Consider the following 16,436-nt stretch of genomic DNA (forward strand, 5'->3'; position numbering starts at 1 on the left):
GCCGGGTGGCGTCACGCGGCGGAGCCGCCACCCGGCAGGCGGTCAGCCGCCGCTGCCGGTGGCGGCCGCGATGGCCTGCTTGTTCTTCTGAATGCCCTGCTGGGCTTCTTGCAGCTCACGCTGCAGGTCGTCGAAAGAGCGCTTGAAGTTCTCCCACGCGCTCTTGAACTTGTCCGCGTTCGGCCCCGACCAGGAGGCCGGGATCTTGTTGGCCTGCGCGTCGAGTGCCCGCTTCATGGCCTGCGCCGCCTCGGCCTGCTGGGAGAACGCCTTAGCCATGGCCTCCATGTCCGGGAGGATTCCACCGACCTTAGCTGTCATCAATCGCACCTTTCATTTTCTGGCCCGAAGGTAGTAATACACCACAACTTTCGTGGCTGTTGATGGTTTGCCATGACCAACCAGATCGAGTCCGACATCTCTACATAAATCCGGACAAAGCTCGCCGAGCGGAGGCAATTTCGCGGCCCTCCGCCGGAAAGTCCCGCACCAAAAGGGGCGCATTCCGCCACATCATTCACTTTTGTTGCTACGTTTGCACGAGTGATGGCGCAGGCACGCCCGCTCCAGGGCGACGATCCGGCCGTCCTCGGCGGGTACGAACTCCACGGACGCCTCGGCGCGAGCCCGCGAGGCGTGGTCTACGCCGGGCGGCGCGACGGCATGGCGTACGCCGTCAAACTGCTCAACCTACGGGCCGCCGTTCCACCGCTCCTCCCCGCGATCCCGTCGATGTGCGCGGCCCACGTCGTCGAGACGGGGCTGGCGGGCGAGCGGCCCTACATCGTGAGCGAACTCGTCGAAGGGCCTTCGATGTCCGCCGTCGTGGAGGCGGACGGGCCGCGGGGCGGCGAGAAGCTCGACCGGTCCGCCCTGGGGATGCTGGCCGGGCTGGGGGCGCTCCACCAGGCGGGCGTCGTACACGGGAACCTGCACCCGGGAAACGTGGTCTGCGGTCCACAGGGCCCGGTGATCGTGGACTACGGGGTGGCGCGCGGAGGCGTGCCCGCCTTCTCCGCTCCCGAGCAGGTGGCGGCGGACGAGTTCACGTTCGCGGGCGACATGTTCGCCTGGGCCTCGACGATCGTGTACGCGGCGACCGGACGCCCGCCGTTCGGCGACGGGGACACCGCTGGGGTGTTCCATCGGATCCTGCGGGACGAGCCGGACCTCGGTCGGCTCTCAGGGTCGCTCCGGCAGGTGGTGGCCGCGTGCCTGTCCAAGGACCCTGCGGCGCGGCCCCCTGCCCATTCCGCCCAGCAGATGCTGATCGGCGGCATGCCGTCCGCGCCGGCCCCGGCGACGGCCTCGAAGCGTCCACCGGCCCGGCCACAGACGCCGAAGAAACGACGGGACCTGCGTATCCCCATAGCCGCGGGCGCCATGACCGTGCTCGTGATCGCCGCCGTGACAGGATGGCTGACGCTGCGCGAGGAGCCGCCGCTGCGGACGGAGGCGCTGGCGGGCAGCGTCGAGACGACGAAGAGCCCGTCGCAGTCGCCGTCCACCCGGGAACCGACCACCCGGCAGCCGACGCGTACGCGCAAGGCACAACCGCAGAGCACCGTCACCGTGCGCGAGCCCTCTGTGGCAAGAAGCCCCGACTCGCGCCCTTCCAGGAAACCCACGGCCGAGCCCACCCCTGAACCCACGCGATCCACCCGGAACCGGCCCACCTCCGAGCCGGAACCGTCCCCCACCCCCACCCCCACCCCGACGCCCACGCCCTCGGATGCTCCCGTTCCGACGCGTTCGGAGCGGGCCTCGCCCACCCCGGCCACCGCCAACAAGGCAGGATCGGTGCACGCGGGAGTCAAGATCTGGAAGAGGGTCAACCCGTTCTCGGACAACGTGGGGGTCACCCCGTCGGGCGCGCGCATCTACGCGACCTGCAAACGCTGGGGAGCCGACCAGCGATGGTGGTACTGGGTGAAGGTCGACAACGGCGTCACCGGTCACGTTCCGGGCAGCAACACGAACATCACGCACTCATGGCTCAACAAATGCGGCTCATGATCGAGAACATCGCGGCCGTGAGAGGCTGATCGGGCGGCTTGCGGGACCCAGGCTCAGTTGCCGGCCGATTTTCGGATCAGCGGTTGTCCGGCCAGCGCCGTACGCGGTACGGGAGCCAGCAGTACATGCTGCCGACCCGGACGGCCAGGTGCCGTGCGGCCAGGGTGGCCAGAACGCGCGCGGGCGCGTTCGCGGCGGCGTCGCCTTCGTTCAGCGCTTCGATGACGCGGAGGTAGTCAGATTGGGTGATGGTGAAACGCCGCATGCCGCCCCATCGGCAGTCTCGTACCAGGAGAAAGCCCGGACCCCGACGCCAGATGAGCCGGCCGGTCACATACGCGTTCCGCCAGTGCCGGAGCGCCTCGGTCTCCCCCGACACGATCTCCAGCGGCGGATAGAGATGGCTCATGACCTGCCAGGAGACATCACCTCCGAGCCGTAACCGCCACTCCGTCACGATCCCCAGGGCGGTCAACTCGCGAACGAGGGCGAGGCTTCGCACCGCCGCCACTTCGTCCGTGCCGGACTCCACATCGACGACGTCGTCGAACGTCACCTTGCGGCACCCTTGCCGGAACAGCTCCAGCGCGCAGGCGGAAGGATGCCCCCTGAGCTGCCTCGTCCCCAAGGACATGCCGGTCACGGCAATGGCGTCGCGGTGGTAGTCGCGCCACAGCGTGGCCTCTCGCCCGTTCATCGTGGCCTCCTGTGTCGTCAGGCGCGTGGCATCGAGGGCTCGGGGCGCCCGGTCTCGTGGGCGTCGACGGCGGCGCCAACGCGCAGCAACTCCCCGTTGACCGCCTCCGGCACGACGTGAATGATCTGGCCGTCGTCCTCGAAGATCAGGCCGAGCGCACGCCATCGTCGCAGCAGTCCTTCGAGGTCGGGCAGTGAGATGTCCCGGCCGCACTGTGCCGAGAGCTTGCTCACCAGCGACTGTACTCGGCGCGGCTGCTCCAGCAGCCGGAAGGCGGCGCACTCCACCGGATCGTCAATGACCAGGACCGTCCAGTCGAAATGTGCCCGGCGGCTCACGAGAACGATGCGATGGCCGAGGTCGCACTGGGTGAGCCGGCTTTTCCGCGCTTCGTCCCGCCAGCCGTCCAGCACCTCTCTCAGCCGGTCGGCGGCGTTCTCGTCGATGCCGCGGGGCGCGGCGTCGAAGATGTAGGAGATGTCCAGCAGTTCCTCTTCTGGAAGGCCGTAGATCAGGCTGTTCTGCGCCGTCGGTTTCAGATCCGCGAAGCCGAGCTCCGGGCGGTCGAAGTAGGGGCTGAACCGCTCGATGGCGATCCGGTTCACGGTCTCCGGGGGCATGAGATGGTGCAGGGCGGGGATCTGGGCGAGGACCGTCTCGTAGTCCTGCGAGGTCTCGCCGGGGAAGCCGTACAGGTAGTTCCAGGAGGTGACGACGCCGGCCGTCGAGGCGTCTCGGAGGAGGCGGACGTTCTGGCATCCGCTGACCCCCTTGTCCATCAGGCGCAGCACGTGGCTGCTGAGGCTCTCGATCCCCGGCTGGACGGTCACGATGCCCGCCTGGGCGAGGAGTCTCAGCTGATCCAGGCGCAGGTTGGACTTGATCTCGTAGTGGAAGCGCAGGTCGTAGCCCGACTCGATGAGGCTGGGCACGAGCGAGGAGAGATAGGACATGTCGAGGATGTTGTCCACGACGCAGACGTCCAGGATCTGGTGCCGCCGTGCCAGCGTCACGATCTCGTCGAAGAAGGTCGCGGGGCTCTTGCTGCGGAACTGCATGAAGGACCCGTTCAACCCGCAGAACGTGCAGTGGTGTTTCTCTCCCCACCAGCATCCGCGGGCCGCCTCGACCACGAGCACGGGAGCAGCCCAGTTGGCGACCCGCGACGGCGCCCACTGGTCGAAGTAGGCGTCATAGTCGGGCATGACCATGTCGGACGGGGAGAGCGGTCGCATCGTCATCGCGTTGGCGACCGAAGTGCCGTTCGCGTCACGCCAGCAGAGGCCGGGCACGTCGAGGACGCTTCCCCCGTCCCGGATCGCGCCAAGGACCTGCGGGAACGCCAACTCCCCTTCACCGCGCACCACGAAGTCCACGAAAGGGTAGTTCCGGTGCAGTGCGGCTCCCTGCACGCCGTCGCAGTTGGCCCCGCCGAGCACGGTCACGATGCGGGGATCGAGCTTCTTGATCTCTCTGGCTGCGGCGAGCGTCGCAGCGTTCTGCTGGAACGTGGTCGTGAAGCCGACGACGTCCGGTTCCAGCGCCGCCACGCGTTCGGCGATGTCCCGGACGAACCGCCCGCTGAGGCCGTGCAGCACGCTGCTCGTCCTCAGCCGTTGATCCGAGACCCGCCCGGCCATCAGCTCCGCATAGTCCCCCACTCGCCATTCGTGAGTGTCATGGAGGCTTGAGGAGAAGACCCAGTCCCCGCATCCGAGAAAGTACGAGTCCTCCGCGTAGAACCGGTAGTCGGCCGAGCCGAACTCGTGGTGCTCGGCTATCCAGTCCGCATAGGCGATGTTGGCATAGAGCGTTTCGATCTCCACGTCCGGCATCGCCTTCGCGACGCTTCGCCGCAGAATTCCGAGCGCGATCGAGGGGAAGTCGACGACCGCCCAGGGCATGCTCACGAGGACAAGGCGCATCAAGGGCTCTCAGGTGTCTTCAAGGGCGGAAGCTGCTTGTGTGCCGCACGCGGCGGCGATGCCGGTCACCATGGCCACCGGTGCCACCGCGTGCGGAAACCACTCAGACGTGCGGGTACAGACTCAGGATGTCGTGATCCTCGAACACATGGGGCACGAGGTCGTCCGCTTCCTCAGCCGTGACGGCCTCGGTGTGCTTCGGGCACGGGTCGCCGGTCATCTCTCCTCCTGTGGGGTGTTGACGGTACGGCCGGCGGGGTCGTTCCCGCCTGCCGTCTTCGAGGGTGCCGTGGGGGTCGATGAGATCGCGGGCGCTCGTCCGCTCCAGTCTTCGGCCCAGGCGGGTGCCAGGGCCGGACCGGTGTCGTCGGGGCCTCCGCCGTTGTCGCCACCGGGCAGATCGCGCATGCGTACCAGCGGTGAGCACAGGAGCGGGATCACGCACAGCGCCGATCCGACTGCCCCTGCCCAGACGGCGGTACGCACGCCGAACACCTCTCCGATGAGACCGCCGGCGAGGGCGCCGAGCGGGAGAGCGCCGAAAGCGACCACGCGTATCGTGGCGTTCATCCGGCCGAGCAGGTCCGCCGGCGTCGTCGCCTGCCGGAAGCTGACCTGCGAGATGCTGTACATCACCACGCCCAGCACGTCGACGAAGAGCCCGACGGCGAACAGCCACACCCGCCAGCCCGGCTCGGTCAGCGGAATCAGCAGCGAACCCGGCGCGGCGACGAGCAGGGCGACCCAGATGAGCCGGGCCGAGCCGATCCGCCGGGTGAGCGGCCGCACCAGCACGACAGCGGCAAGGCCGCCGAGCGCTCCCGCTGCCATCAGGGTTCCGTAGAGCCCCGGGGACACGCCCACCTCGCGCACCATGAAGATCGCTTGTACGGACAGGAGCATGCTGGCCGAGAAGTTGGCGATCCCCATGCACAGCACGATCATCCGCAGGATCGGATGCGTGGCAACGAACCGGAGCCCCTCCCCTATCTCCTCGAACAGGCCGCGGCGAGCGGTGGGCCCAGGCACGCTCTCGGGGACGCGGATCCGTCCGAGAAACACCGCCGACAGGAGATAACCCGCCGCTGTGGCTAGCACCGTCAGCGGGGCGGTGATGAACTGCACCAGCCAGCCGCCCAACATCGGGCCACTCACCTCGGCGCCCGATCGCACGACCTCCAGCTTGGAGTTTCCGTCGACCAGGAGATCGCGGCCGACCAGGCTCGGCAGGTAGCTCTGGTAGGCGATGTCGAAGAACACGGTGGCGAGACCGGTGACGAGGGCGACGACATAAAGCTGCGCCATCGTGAGCGCGCCGACCCACCAGGCCAGCGGAATGGAGGCCAGCAGCACCGCTCGTGCCAGGTCGGCGACCATCATGATGGGACGTCGGCGCAACCGGTCCACCCACACCCCAGCCGGTAAGCTGACGAGCAGGTACGCCGCCCGCTCGGCCACGACCACCAGCCCGGTCTCGAACGGTGAGGCGCCGAGCGCCATCACCGCTACCAGGGGAAGGGCTACCAGGGCGACGTTGGATCCGATCTGGCTTGCCGTGTCGGCCGCGAAGAACAACCGAAAGCCCGGATTACGAAGCACGCTTCGGTCTGCCGAGATCCCGGTCACCATCGATCCGCCGGTCTCCTGTCACAGGGACTAGTAGCAACAAAGCTAACCGCCGAAGGCCAAGAAGAAAACCTTCCGATCCCTTCTTGTCGGTGAAAATCGGGCCTAAGGACCTGGCGCCTTCATCGCGTCCGGGTGTAGCGGCGATCACCCGCCGGCCAAGTCCTCGATCGTGGTCGGGCTGACCCCGGCGGCCTGGGCCGAACTACGGTCCGGGCGCTGGTGCTGCAACCGGTCATTGCGGAACACGGCCAGTTCGACGATCAGCGCGGCGAAGTCCTCCTCCCGCTGGACCGCTGGCCGCCGAGGCGGTCGCCACCGATCTGACCCGAAAATAGAAAGGGTGTAGCTCTATCTGAGCGAGTGGCTGAGCTGGGCGGGATCAGGCCTGGGCTGCTTGGACGAGTGGTCGTCGTCTACCGTGCGAGCAGACGCGCGAGACGGGTCTGCGCTTCGACTACCGCATTGACGTCAGCGTCCGCCAGGAGTAGGCGGCGGATCCGGCCAGAATAGTAACTCCGGTCAGCACGCCGCTCGCGACGGGCACGCACTCCAAGGCCGTGGCGGCGGCCAGCGCGAAACCGGCAACGCCGATCAGGATGAGGACCACGCCGGGGATCAGAAGGCCGCGTTCCCGCCAGACGGGCGCGAACGCGACGAAGTGCACGCCCGCCATGAATGCCAGCCAGGCCATGTTGACCTGCTCCGGCAAGCTCCAATTGCGGAGCAGGGTGAGCCCGGCAAAGAGCAGCGCGGCCTCAGCGGCGACGACGACGAGGACGTACCTGCGGCCGAAGAAGCCCTCCGCCGCATTCGGCTCCGCTCTCAAAGCGCCGCCCGACTGGGCGACCTTGACGCCGAGGAGCCACATGACGACGACACTGGTGAGGGCAACGGCGGCGAGCACGCGCAGGACAATTGCCAAGGATGAGCTGAGGGACTCGTTGACGCTAAGGAAGATGAAGACTGTCCCGATCACTGCACCGACGAATAGGGCCGACAATCGTTGCATAAGCGGCACTTTAGCGTGACGAGTCTTGCTCCCCCTGTGCCACCCGTAGCTCTGCTGCTTCCGGTTCGTTGGCGAGTCGTACGGGTCGATGAGTGTCTTGGCGATGCCCGCGAAGGGCCGTGACTTTATGGTGCGGAGGGCTGATGGTGTGAGCCAGGCACTCCGCCCTGCTCAGATGGGTGCGACTCGTTCTCAGTGGCTGGAGCGATCAAGCCGTGAGGGCATATCCGTCCTGGTAGCCGGTCTGATGGACACGCTCGTGTTGCCGGGCAAGGTGGTAACGCCAGCGCTCCTCCAGATGACCGTTGGCGACCAGCGCACGGAGCTTCAACACCGCTTCGGCCCCGGCCAGACCCCACCGCGCCCCGGCCAAGTCAAACCTGTCGGCGATCAGATGACGACACGCTGTGGGGTTCGGAAAGTCGTCGCCGCTGGTCAAGAGGCGTCGCGGTATCGCAGGCAGGTCTCGACCTCAGCCTGGTTGGGGAGGGTTCCTCATCCGAGCGGCGGTGTCCCAGTCAAGTAGGGATCGGCGACCGACACCCACGCCCCCACCGATGACGTCCACGATTTGGGGCAAGGCTGGTCGGATTCGAACCGACGTCCTCTGAGCTTCGCCCGCCGTCCTGCCCCGACGACGGGCCCGTACCGGTGCGAGATCCACGCCAGCGCCTCGCACCGGGGGGCATCAATTCAACTTACTCAGCCGGGGTCACGTCCCAGCCAATGTCACCGGCCGGAGTCGCGTCCCAGCCAATGTCACCGGCCGGGGTCACGTCCCAGCCAATGTCACCAGCCGGGGTCACGTCCCAGCCAATGTCACCAGCCGGGGTCACGTCCCAGCCAATGTCACCAGCCGGGGTCACGTCCCAGCCAATGTCACCGGCACTGGCGGCCGGCGCCATCGCCATGGTCGCACCGAAGAATGCCGCAGACGCGGCCAGAGAAAGAACGATTTTCTTGGTATTCACAGATTCTCCTAACTTTCCGATAAGTGGAACACTTTATACGTGTTCCCCGATTCGACTGAACCTGGCCAGGATATAGATATTCCATAATGTGCGTCAACTGCGGCGATCGGTTAATTCCCGCAAAGTGGAGAGGTTACAGAAAACCATCGCCCCGCGTACTCTCGCGGGTGCCGCCGGCAGCATCGAGTACGAAGCTGTTCCGGCGCACCGTTGCAGGTCCACTGGATGGCCCCAACCATTGGCCGTGCTGCCGTTCTCGATGGCGCCAGGAAAAGCGACGTCACACGAACACGGCCGAGGCGCCGCCAGTGCCGCGCCACCAAGCGATGTCGCCGGAACGACGACACCGACCGCCATGGCGATCGAGGCCTCCCCCACACCTTGTTCACCAGTCACCTTTCCGATAAATGGTCCGGCTTCAAATGAACCTTGATTTGGAGCTCCGCTTATTGTCGCTGTATCGATGTCGATGGTGGGCGCGAAAGGACAATGCCGCCTCGCGTGACGACCTGGTGCATCCACAATCGGCGACGGTGAATGCGGGCACAGGGCAGCACCGCGGAATCTTCGTCTTCACTGCTTCGTGATCAAAGCACACCAGCCAAACGGCCCGCTGTCCAATATCCACATTAGTCGATCATCGATATCGGATCGGATATCACGCCTGGCTCAGCATGCCTGGACGCCGCGCGATGGTCATGAACATCACATCCTCAACCAGCGGTGACGCGGTTCGTCGGGCGGCGTGGTCGGATCGCGACGGCTCAGCGTGTCCCGCTCGGAAACCCGGGTTTCGCGATGCGAGCTGGGGCTTTGCCGCGCGATCAGGTGCGGCTGCGACCATCGGCGAGGTCAGAATGCTCGCGACCTGCTCCAGGCTGGGCAGCCTGCCTGGGATTGGCGGGCCGGCGACTCAGACGGCCACAGATGCCACTGGCCATTTCGTGACGGCGAAGATCGCGATCGCCGCGATCAGGACCGTGACGATCACGCGGTAGTGCACAGCAAGGGCCGCGTGGGCACTGATTCATCGCGAGGGCGGACGTACGGGCTCTTCAGGGCCTGGCGTACGGAGTGCGGCAATGATCCAGGTCAGCCGCCCAGGACCATGGGAGCGCCGAGGAAAGCGAGGAGGGCGTTGATGTTCACCGGGGCTCCCATCACGCAGTCATGGGATCCAGTAAGCCGATCAGCCCGGCGTGTTCGGCCAGGTTCCAGCAGTTCTTGCGGTCGATGTCGGCCAGCAGCCCGCGCACGTAGGCGGTGGCGGTGCGGCGTGGTTCGACGCGGCCGAAGTGGCTGGCAATCCGGGCCATCAACTCGTTGAAGATGACCACCCAGCCGTCAGGATCTACGCTGTGGCCCGCGGCCACCGCACGATCTTTGGTTGGTCTTCACAAACTCCGAATGATCACGCAGTGGCCGTCGCCATGTGACCCCGATCCACCAGCGCCGGAGCCTTGCGGACGCCCCAGGCAAGGGCCACCTTGGAGTCTGCCTCCGACAGTACGCTGCTCATCTTCGTCGGAGTTGTCGGCGGCGTGGTCCTCCTCATCGTGCGGCCGGCAACCCGCGGCCGAAAGTAGAGGCGCTCGATCTGTACTGGCCTGCCTGGCAACGCCATCACCAGCCACGAGCCTCCAATGCCACTACCAGCGCAGATCCCGACCATGCTCTCAAAGTGTCACTGGCGTACCAAGCGCCGACCATGACCACACGCCTATCTGCATGGGCTGGAAGCGGTCCAGCCGCCTCGTCCGCCATCCACGGAGGACGAGGCGATCTTTTCCATCGCTGCCGTTACCCGAACAGACCGGCCGGCGGATCGGCGGGCAGCCCGATCGGGAAGATCCGCGTCTCACCACCGCAGCCGTCGAAGCCGGTGGTCACATTGGCCGCCAGCCAGCGGCCGTCCGGTGACCAGGCCAGCGGACCGCCGTAGATGCCGCCGCGGCGGCGCGTGACGATCTTGTGGTCGGCGATCCTCCAGACGCACAACTCGTGCTCACTGGGCTCGTAGTACCGGTTCGTGTCGACCGTTGCCGCCACAAAGGCGCCGTCCGGGCTCACCGCCAGACCAATCACCCGTTCCCCGACGTCGGCGATGGTGTCCACGATGCTCACGGTCGACGAATCCAGGACGTGGATATTCGAGTCCATGCCTGCCACGAACAGCCTGGACTCGTCCGCGGTGAAAGCCGCCGACTCGACGGTGAATTCCGGATCGTCCGCACCGACGGGCACGACGTCCTCAGCTCTGCCGGAATCGCTGACGAACGCGTCGAGCCAGTAGCCCTCGCCGTAATCCACGCGATAGCGGCCCGTGCGGGACCGGGCCTTCCCTGGTTGACGGGGGACGTCGACGGAGGCGCGCGCGGCCACGTCGTACGCCCACTGCCCGTCCCCTCGGAACCCCGTCAGCGCCACCACGTGCTCCCCGGGAACCCAGGTGAGTTGGGGGAAGAGCCCTGTTCTCACGCCGTCGACATCGGCATGCTCGGCCCAGTCGTCGGTGTTGTAGATCACCAGCCCGTCCTCGTCGCTGGCGACCGCCAGATAGCGGCCGTCGTCCGAGAAGGCGAGCCCACCCGGTGTGCCCGCCTCCTCGGACCGGCCCTCGAAGGGCATGAGCGTGACCGCGTCGCGCAGGTCCGGGACGTACGCAGCCTCCTCGCAGCGCACATCGTCGGCAGCCATGGGGTACGCCGCCGTACCCCAGGCGTCGCCGACACTCAACTGCTCCAGCCAGCGCGGATCGGTCACTTGCACGTCGTAATCGGCCTGGACGAGCAGTTCTTCGTCCTTCCAGCCGCCCGGGCGCTCGTAGGAGAAGTCGTAGAGCCGCTCGAAGTCCTCATCCTGGGGCGGATAGTTGGCGGTCGAGGTCCGCTCGATGTTCTCGATGAACCACCGGCTGTGGATGTTGACCCACTCCTCGTTCCGGATCTGGTCCACGGTGATCGCTTCGCCCAGCGGATGCTCCCACCGCCCCTGCTGCCACAAGACATGGAGGAAGAAGCCGGGCTCATCTGGCAGCGGCGGGCAGGTCTTGGCGTGCGTGTCGTAGTAGACGACGAAGACCTTGAACGTCACCCTGCGGCGCTCGGGTTCGAGCGCAAGCACGCGGACACCGTACAGATCGGTGGACAATTGCGAACCTCACAGTCAGAAGAAGGAGCGTCCACGCACACGAAACGACTGGTAAAGCTGATCTTCACACACTCCGTGATTATGGTTCGCAGTCCACGGATTCCGCACATGATCCCCGGATCTCCTGCATCGGCCCATCCCTCCCGACGGCACCGGCTGCGTCCATGATCTCCATGGGCCCCGGCCCCGGCAGCACGCAGTGCGGCGGGTCTGTCCCGGGGGCAGATGACGATCCAGCGCGGCGAGCGCCGGGCGCCCGCGCGATGGCGGCCCTCTACGGCGCGTTGGCGCCCGGTCGGGGCGGGGATTGAACAGAAGCCGTCATCGGCGCATTCTTCGACCTTGCCGACACGATCATCACTGTGCGTAGTCTGATCCGACCAGCATGGACGACTCACCGCTGAGGCAAACGCCCCAACCGCCGACCATGACCGCACCCCTACGTGCGGATCCAGAGCGGCGCTGGAATTGCTCCGGCTGGAGCTGCTTGGGTACACGACGGGCTGGAGGGCCTGGCCACCAGCCTCCGCGCCGAGGTGAACGCCACCATCCACGCCACGATCCTGGGGTTGCCTCCTCCTTTTCGAGCCAGGCGGAGTACGTTTCCCGGATGTTCGAGCCCGGCTCAACGCGGCGTGCTCACTCGCCCCTGTCCTGGGCCGTCCGGTTGAGGATGATGTCGAGCAGGCCGGGGAAGCGGGTCTCCAGATCGTCGCGGCGCAGCGTGAGGTAGAGCTTGCGGCCGGCGCGGCGCTGGCGGATCACGCCGCTCTCGCGCAGGGCTCGCCAGTGGTGGGTCATGCTCGACTTGGGGACGTCGGGCATGATCTCGCCGCAGAACCTCTCTTCGCCGGAGGCAAGGGCCTGTGCGATGTCGAGGCGGACCGGATGCCCGAGGGCGGCGAGCACATCGACCAGCTCGATCTCCTGGGTGTCGGGATGATGCAGTACGGCCACGCCTACCACTGTACGCGATTTTCGTACAATTGCTCTCCGCTACTTGACACCTTCCGTACGACTGTACGAGCATCTCGTACGAATAAACGGTACGAAATTACCGTACGGTCGAACGACAAGGAACCCCATGAACACGTCCCCCACCGATCCCCTGCACGACCCCGAGCTCGCGCGTTCGCTGGAGGGAGCCTTCTCCAGCCGCCACGCCGAGGTGAACGGAGTTCGTCTGCACTACGTCGAGGGCGGCAGCGGTGAGCCGTTGCTCCTGCTCGGCGGGTGGCCGCAGACCTGGTGGCAGTGGAGCAAGGTCATGCCCGAGCTGGCCCGCCGCCACCGGGTGATCGCCGTGGACCTGCGCGGCATGGGCGGCTCGGACAAGCCCGCCGACGGCTACGACAAGAAGACCATGGCGGCCGACATCCACGCTCTCGTCCGCCACCTGGGCCTGACGACCGTCAGCATCGCCGGCCACGACATCGGCGCCATGGTTGCGTACGCGTTCGCGGCCAATTATCCCGAGGCGACCACCAAGATCGCGCTGCTGGACGTCCCCCACCCCGACAAGACGTGGTCCACGTTCGGCCTGCTCCCCGAGTCCGACCAGCACGTCGACTCGGTCATCGAGGCCGGCGCCCGCTCCTACCTGTGGTGGTTCGCCTTCAACCAGGTCCGTAACCTGCCTGAGCAACTGCTGGAAGGCCGCAGCCGGCTGCTGGTCGACTGGCTTTTCAACCGTCAGGCCAAGGACCCGGACTCTGTCGACGAGCGGTCCCGGCAGGTGTACGCCCACGCCTACTCCACCGCCGACGCCGTACGTGCGGGCAACGGCTGGTACCAGACCTTCACCCGCGACATCGACGACGAGCAGACCTATGGGCGGGTGACCACGCCGATCCTCGCCCTCGGCGGAGACAAGAGCAACTACGCCTTCCTGCGTGAGCTGATGCCGTCCAAGGGTACGGACGTCCAGGTGATCGAGGTGGTCGACTGCGGCCACTACATCCCCGAGGAACAACCCCAGGCCGTCATCGACGCACTGACCGCCTTCCTCGGCTGACAGCGCGATCCCCTTCGCAGCGGGCCCTCGACACGGTCACGCCGACCTCGTCCAGGGTCCGCAGGCTGCTTGATCGGAGCATCCATGCCCTTCCTGCACCGGACGCCCGACCGGGCCCCGGCCACCCCGATCGCCTCCGCCCGTACGCACCGGGCGGCGCGCGCGCTCCTCGTCCTGGGCGTCGTGCTGATAGCGGCCAATCTGCGCCCCGCCATCGCGGCCACCGCGACCATCCTGGAGCCAATCAGCAGGGACCTCCACCTGTCGGGAGCCGCCGCCGGAGCGCTGACGACTCTTCCCGTGTTGTTCTTCGGCCTGGCGGGCCCGGTGGCACCGCTGCTGGTCAACCGTCTGGGCATCGAACGCAGCCTGGCCTGGGCACTGGCCGCCATCGCGGCGGCCACGGCGATGTGGCTCGGCGGCTCGGCCCTTGCGCTGTTCGCCGGGACTGTCCTGGTCGGCGCCGCCGTGGCCGTCGGCAACATCGTGCTGCCCGTCCTCGTACGCCGCGACTTCCCCGATCGGGCCGGCCTGATCTCCGGCCTCTACACCACCGCGCTGGCCTCCTCCGCCGCCATCGCCGCCGCCGTGACCGTTCCCCTCGGAGACGCGATCGGGGGTGGCTGGCCCACCGCCCTGGCCATCTGGAGCCTTCCCGCGCTCGTCGCCCTCATCGTCTGGACGCCGCAGCTACGTTCAGACGCGCGCTTCGCTGATCACTCGGCGGGGCCCAGCCTGGCCCACCTGCGGCGGCTGCTGCACGACCGGCTCGCCTGGCAGGTCACCGGGCTGTTCGGACTCCAGGCGCTCAGCTATCACACGATCTTGGCCTGGCTGCCGTCCATCTTCATCGACGCGGGGATCGACCAGGCCACCGCCGGATTCCTGCTGTCCGTCACCGGTTTCGTGGCCATCCCCGTCTCCCTGGTCCTGCCCACTCTGGCGGCCAGACGCCCGAGCCAACGCCCCTGGATCGTCCTCCTGACCGCCCTCACCGCCACCGGTCTTCTGGGGCTGCTCATCGCCCCCACCGCGGCTCCCTACCTGTGGGCGACCCTGATGGGGCTCGGCCAGGGTCCCATCTTCCCGCTGACCCTTACCCTCATCGTCCTGCGCTCCCGGACCACCGAGGACACCGCTGCCCTGTCCACGATGGCGCAGTCCATCGGCTTCGTCATCGCGGCCGCGGGCCCCCTCACATTCGGCTTGCTCCAAGCCGTAACCGGCACATGGACGGCCGGCCTCGTCCTACTCCTGGCCCTCCTCGTGCCACAACTGTGCACCGGACTGGCGGCGGCCCGCGATCGCCACATCGGTGGTGATCCGCGATGTCGAGGCGTGGCAAGGGTGGCAGGGGTGGCAGGCCGATGACCTGCGCGCCATCACCGTGCTGCCGGGACGACGCACACCCGTGTGATGGACCGCGCCGAACTCGTCCTGCCCATCGCCGAGGCGTTCTTCTCCGGCAACTGAGTCAGGGGCGGTGTGGATCCCAACGTGCGTGAACCATGCCCAGCAGGTGAAGGCCCATCACGCGGAGTTCGCCGGGACCGCGGCGCGACTTCACCGCGGAGCGGCCGAACGCCGCCTGGGTGGCCGACTTCACGCGCCGTCGAGCCGGCCCGGATGGGGCCGGCGCTCGCCGCCGAGCCTGAGAGGGCCGATGCCGGCCCTCTCAGGGCGGGTTCAGCGTACGTGCCAGGCGTCGGTGATGGTCTGGTCCACCGAGTTGCCCTGGGCGTCGCCGGCCTTGACCCGTAGTGTCACGGCCTTGGCGTCCCGCGGCGTGCGGATGTCGAACCGGGCCTGCCCGGCCCGGTCGGTGGTGCGGGTGCCCAGAGCGGTCCAGTTCTTGCCGCCGTCGTGGCTGGCCCATGCCTGTACCGTGAACGGTCCGCACCGGTGTAGTCGCCCTGGTAGGCAGGGGGGCACGGCACGTTGATCTGCTGCTCATAGGACCAGCCGGGCTGAGCGAAACGTTCGATCGCCAGTTTGGGGCGCACCTGCCAGCGCTGCTCGGCCAGATCAGCAACGGACAGGTCACTGCCTTGAAGAAGATCGTCGCTCATTCACACCTTCGCCCAAATTAGGCATGTAATCCCGACCGAAGAAGGGGAGGCCAAGACCGCAGGTATTGCCGCTCCAGAATAGACATCTGAGACTCTTTGCGCAGGTAGAACCTGGAGCCGCGGTATCGCAAGCCCTCCCGTGCCGTTATCTACGAGCTCGTCGCCCGTAGAACCTGAGGAAGGTTTGTGATCGTCCGGTCCGTTCAAGATACGAGTGCAGCGATTGCCGGAAACCCCCCTCTCGGGAGCACTCGTTGCCGTCCACCCCAGACCACGCACGGCCCTCTCACAGCAACCGTGTGTCATGGAGCGCTGCAATCCGAGTGGCGTTGGGGTCAGAAACAGTGGCTTGGAAGGCATCAGCGTGGGGCAGTTGAGTTCTATGATCCGAGCATGCTACCTGGGGATTGGACCCGCGAGGATCAGGAAGACGCTCGGCAGGCGTTCAAGGATGCGTACCGCGAAATTCGCCAGGCTATGGCCTATTACCAGCAGGCTCGCCACGGTCTGCGAGCGGGAAACAGCTCCACCCGCGATCTAAGCCACGCCCAGCAATCCTGGTATTGGGCGCTGAAGGAGTGGGTTCGCGCCTTGGTCCATCTCGCAGAGGTCAAGGATGGCGTCGACCTATCCGCCTATATCGGGACGGAAATTCCACAAGCCGACACCGTGATCCTTTCCACCGAGGCCACGGCGCTGACCGAGGCCAGGCGAGCTGTTGAGGCGAGCTACGGGCGTTACGTGCAACGTCGCCGTAACGAGAAGGCGAGCCCTACTGAAGTCGCAGCAGCGTGGAAGGCATGGGGAGATGATCTGACCCGCTGGTCATACGCTCTTGTCCATCGAGAGAAGTCCTTGGATCGATTGGCGCACAGCCAGAGAGATGTCGCGGACCTGTGGGTTGCGTCTGACTTCGTGATACAGATCTTGGAAAGAATCAGACAGGATCGGCGTGC

The 16,436-nt window shown here is 66.7% G+C and carries 14 protein-coding genes and 1 pseudogene; 4 read left to right on the forward strand and 11 right to left on the reverse strand.

Features of this window, described 5'->3' with window-relative positions; genetic code table 11:
* Positions 1–42 precede the first annotated feature (42 nt).
* Positions 43–288, reverse strand: coding sequence for a WXG100 family type VII secretion target (locus tag ABD844_RS12030; protein WP_344876070.1), 246 nt, complete (start codon positions 286–288; stop codon positions 43–45).
* Between the two features lie 258 nt (positions 289–546).
* Between ABD844_RS12030 and ABD844_RS12035 the strand changes: the two genes are divergently transcribed.
* Positions 547–2,016 carry a serine/threonine protein kinase gene (locus tag ABD844_RS12035; protein ID WP_344876072.1) on the forward strand — a complete coding sequence of 490 codons (1,470 nt, stop codon included), beginning with the start codon at positions 547–549 and terminating at the stop codon, positions 2,014–2,016.
* A gap of 76 nt (positions 2,017–2,092) precedes the next feature.
* On the opposite strand, the gene ABD844_RS12040 is transcribed toward ABD844_RS12035, so the two are convergent.
* The 9 genes and pseudogenes from ABD844_RS12040 to ABD844_RS12080 form a co-directional block, all read right to left on the reverse strand.
* On the reverse strand, positions 2,093–2,713 hold the full coding sequence (locus tag ABD844_RS12040; protein WP_344876074.1) for a DUF5825 family protein: 621 nt from the start codon (positions 2,711–2,713) through the stop codon (positions 2,093–2,095).
* Positions 2,714–2,730: 17 nt separating this feature from the next.
* Positions 2,731–4,617: a RiPP maturation radical SAM C-methyltransferase gene (locus tag ABD844_RS12045; protein WP_344876076.1), complete on the reverse strand. Its 1,887-nt coding sequence runs from the start codon at positions 4,615–4,617 to the stop codon at positions 2,731–2,733.
* 237 nt (positions 4,618–4,854) lie between these two features.
* Positions 4,855–6,237: an MFS transporter gene (locus tag ABD844_RS12050; protein ID WP_344876078.1), complete on the reverse strand. Its 1,383-nt coding sequence runs from the start codon at positions 6,235–6,237 to the stop codon at positions 4,855–4,857.
* A 484-nt stretch (positions 6,238–6,721) separates the two neighbouring features.
* The gene (locus ABD844_RS12055; RefSeq protein ID WP_344876080.1) at positions 6,722–7,276 is read right to left on the reverse strand and encodes a hypothetical protein; all 555 of its coding nucleotides are present in this window, start codon (positions 7,274–7,276) and stop codon (positions 6,722–6,724) included.
* Positions 7,277–7,484: 208 nt separating this feature from the next.
* Positions 7,485–7,715 carry a hypothetical protein gene (locus ABD844_RS12060; RefSeq protein WP_425568547.1) on the reverse strand — a complete coding sequence of 77 codons (231 nt, stop codon included), beginning with the start codon at positions 7,713–7,715 and terminating at the stop codon, positions 7,485–7,487.
* Positions 7,716–7,974: 259 nt separating this feature from the next.
* Positions 7,975–8,247, reverse strand: a complete 273-nt coding sequence (locus ABD844_RS12065) for a hypothetical protein (RefSeq protein ID WP_344876082.1) — start codon at positions 8,245–8,247, stop codon at positions 7,975–7,977.
* Between the two features lie 1,184 nt (positions 8,248–9,431).
* A pseudogene (locus tag ABD844_RS12070) lies at positions 9,432–9,563 on the reverse strand (IS701 family transposase); the annotation flags it as partial.
* Between the two features lie 484 nt (positions 9,564–10,047).
* Positions 10,048–11,397, reverse strand: a complete 1,350-nt coding sequence (locus tag ABD844_RS12075) for a WD40 repeat domain-containing protein (RefSeq protein WP_344876084.1) — start codon at positions 11,395–11,397, stop codon at positions 10,048–10,050.
* 639 nt (positions 11,398–12,036) lie between these two features.
* Positions 12,037–12,354: an ArsR/SmtB family transcription factor gene (locus tag ABD844_RS12080; protein ID WP_344876086.1), complete on the reverse strand. Its 318-nt coding sequence runs from the start codon at positions 12,352–12,354 to the stop codon at positions 12,037–12,039.
* Between the two features lie 127 nt (positions 12,355–12,481).
* Here ABD844_RS12080 and ABD844_RS12085 point away from each other — a divergent pair, with 127 nt between their 5' ends.
* Both ABD844_RS12085 and ABD844_RS12090 read left to right on the forward strand, forming a co-directional pair.
* Positions 12,482–13,411: an alpha/beta fold hydrolase gene (locus ABD844_RS12085; RefSeq protein ID WP_344876088.1), complete on the forward strand. Its 930-nt coding sequence runs from the start codon at positions 12,482–12,484 to the stop codon at positions 13,409–13,411.
* Positions 13,412–13,495: 84 nt separating this feature from the next.
* Complete coding sequence (locus tag ABD844_RS12090; protein WP_344876090.1) at positions 13,496–14,782, forward strand: CynX/NimT family MFS transporter; 1,287 nt, start codon at positions 13,496–13,498, stop codon at positions 14,780–14,782.
* A gap of 315 nt (positions 14,783–15,097) precedes the next feature.
* Here the strand turns inward: ABD844_RS12090 and ABD844_RS12095 are convergent, their stop codons facing one another.
* A complete protein-coding gene (locus ABD844_RS12095; RefSeq protein ID WP_344876092.1) occupies positions 15,098–15,343 on the reverse strand; it encodes a hypothetical protein in 246 nt (81 codons plus the stop codon).
* Positions 15,344–15,873: 530 nt separating this feature from the next.
* Here ABD844_RS12095 and ABD844_RS12100 point away from each other — a divergent pair.
* Positions 15,874–16,436, forward strand: a 563-nt coding sequence (locus ABD844_RS12100; protein WP_344876094.1) for a hypothetical protein, incomplete at its 3' end; no start/stop codon positions are given.

The sequence above is a fragment of the Nonomuraea antimicrobica genome, assembly GCF_039536965.1.
GTDB lineage: Bacteria > Actinomycetota > Actinomycetes > Streptosporangiales > Streptosporangiaceae > Nonomuraea > Nonomuraea antimicrobica.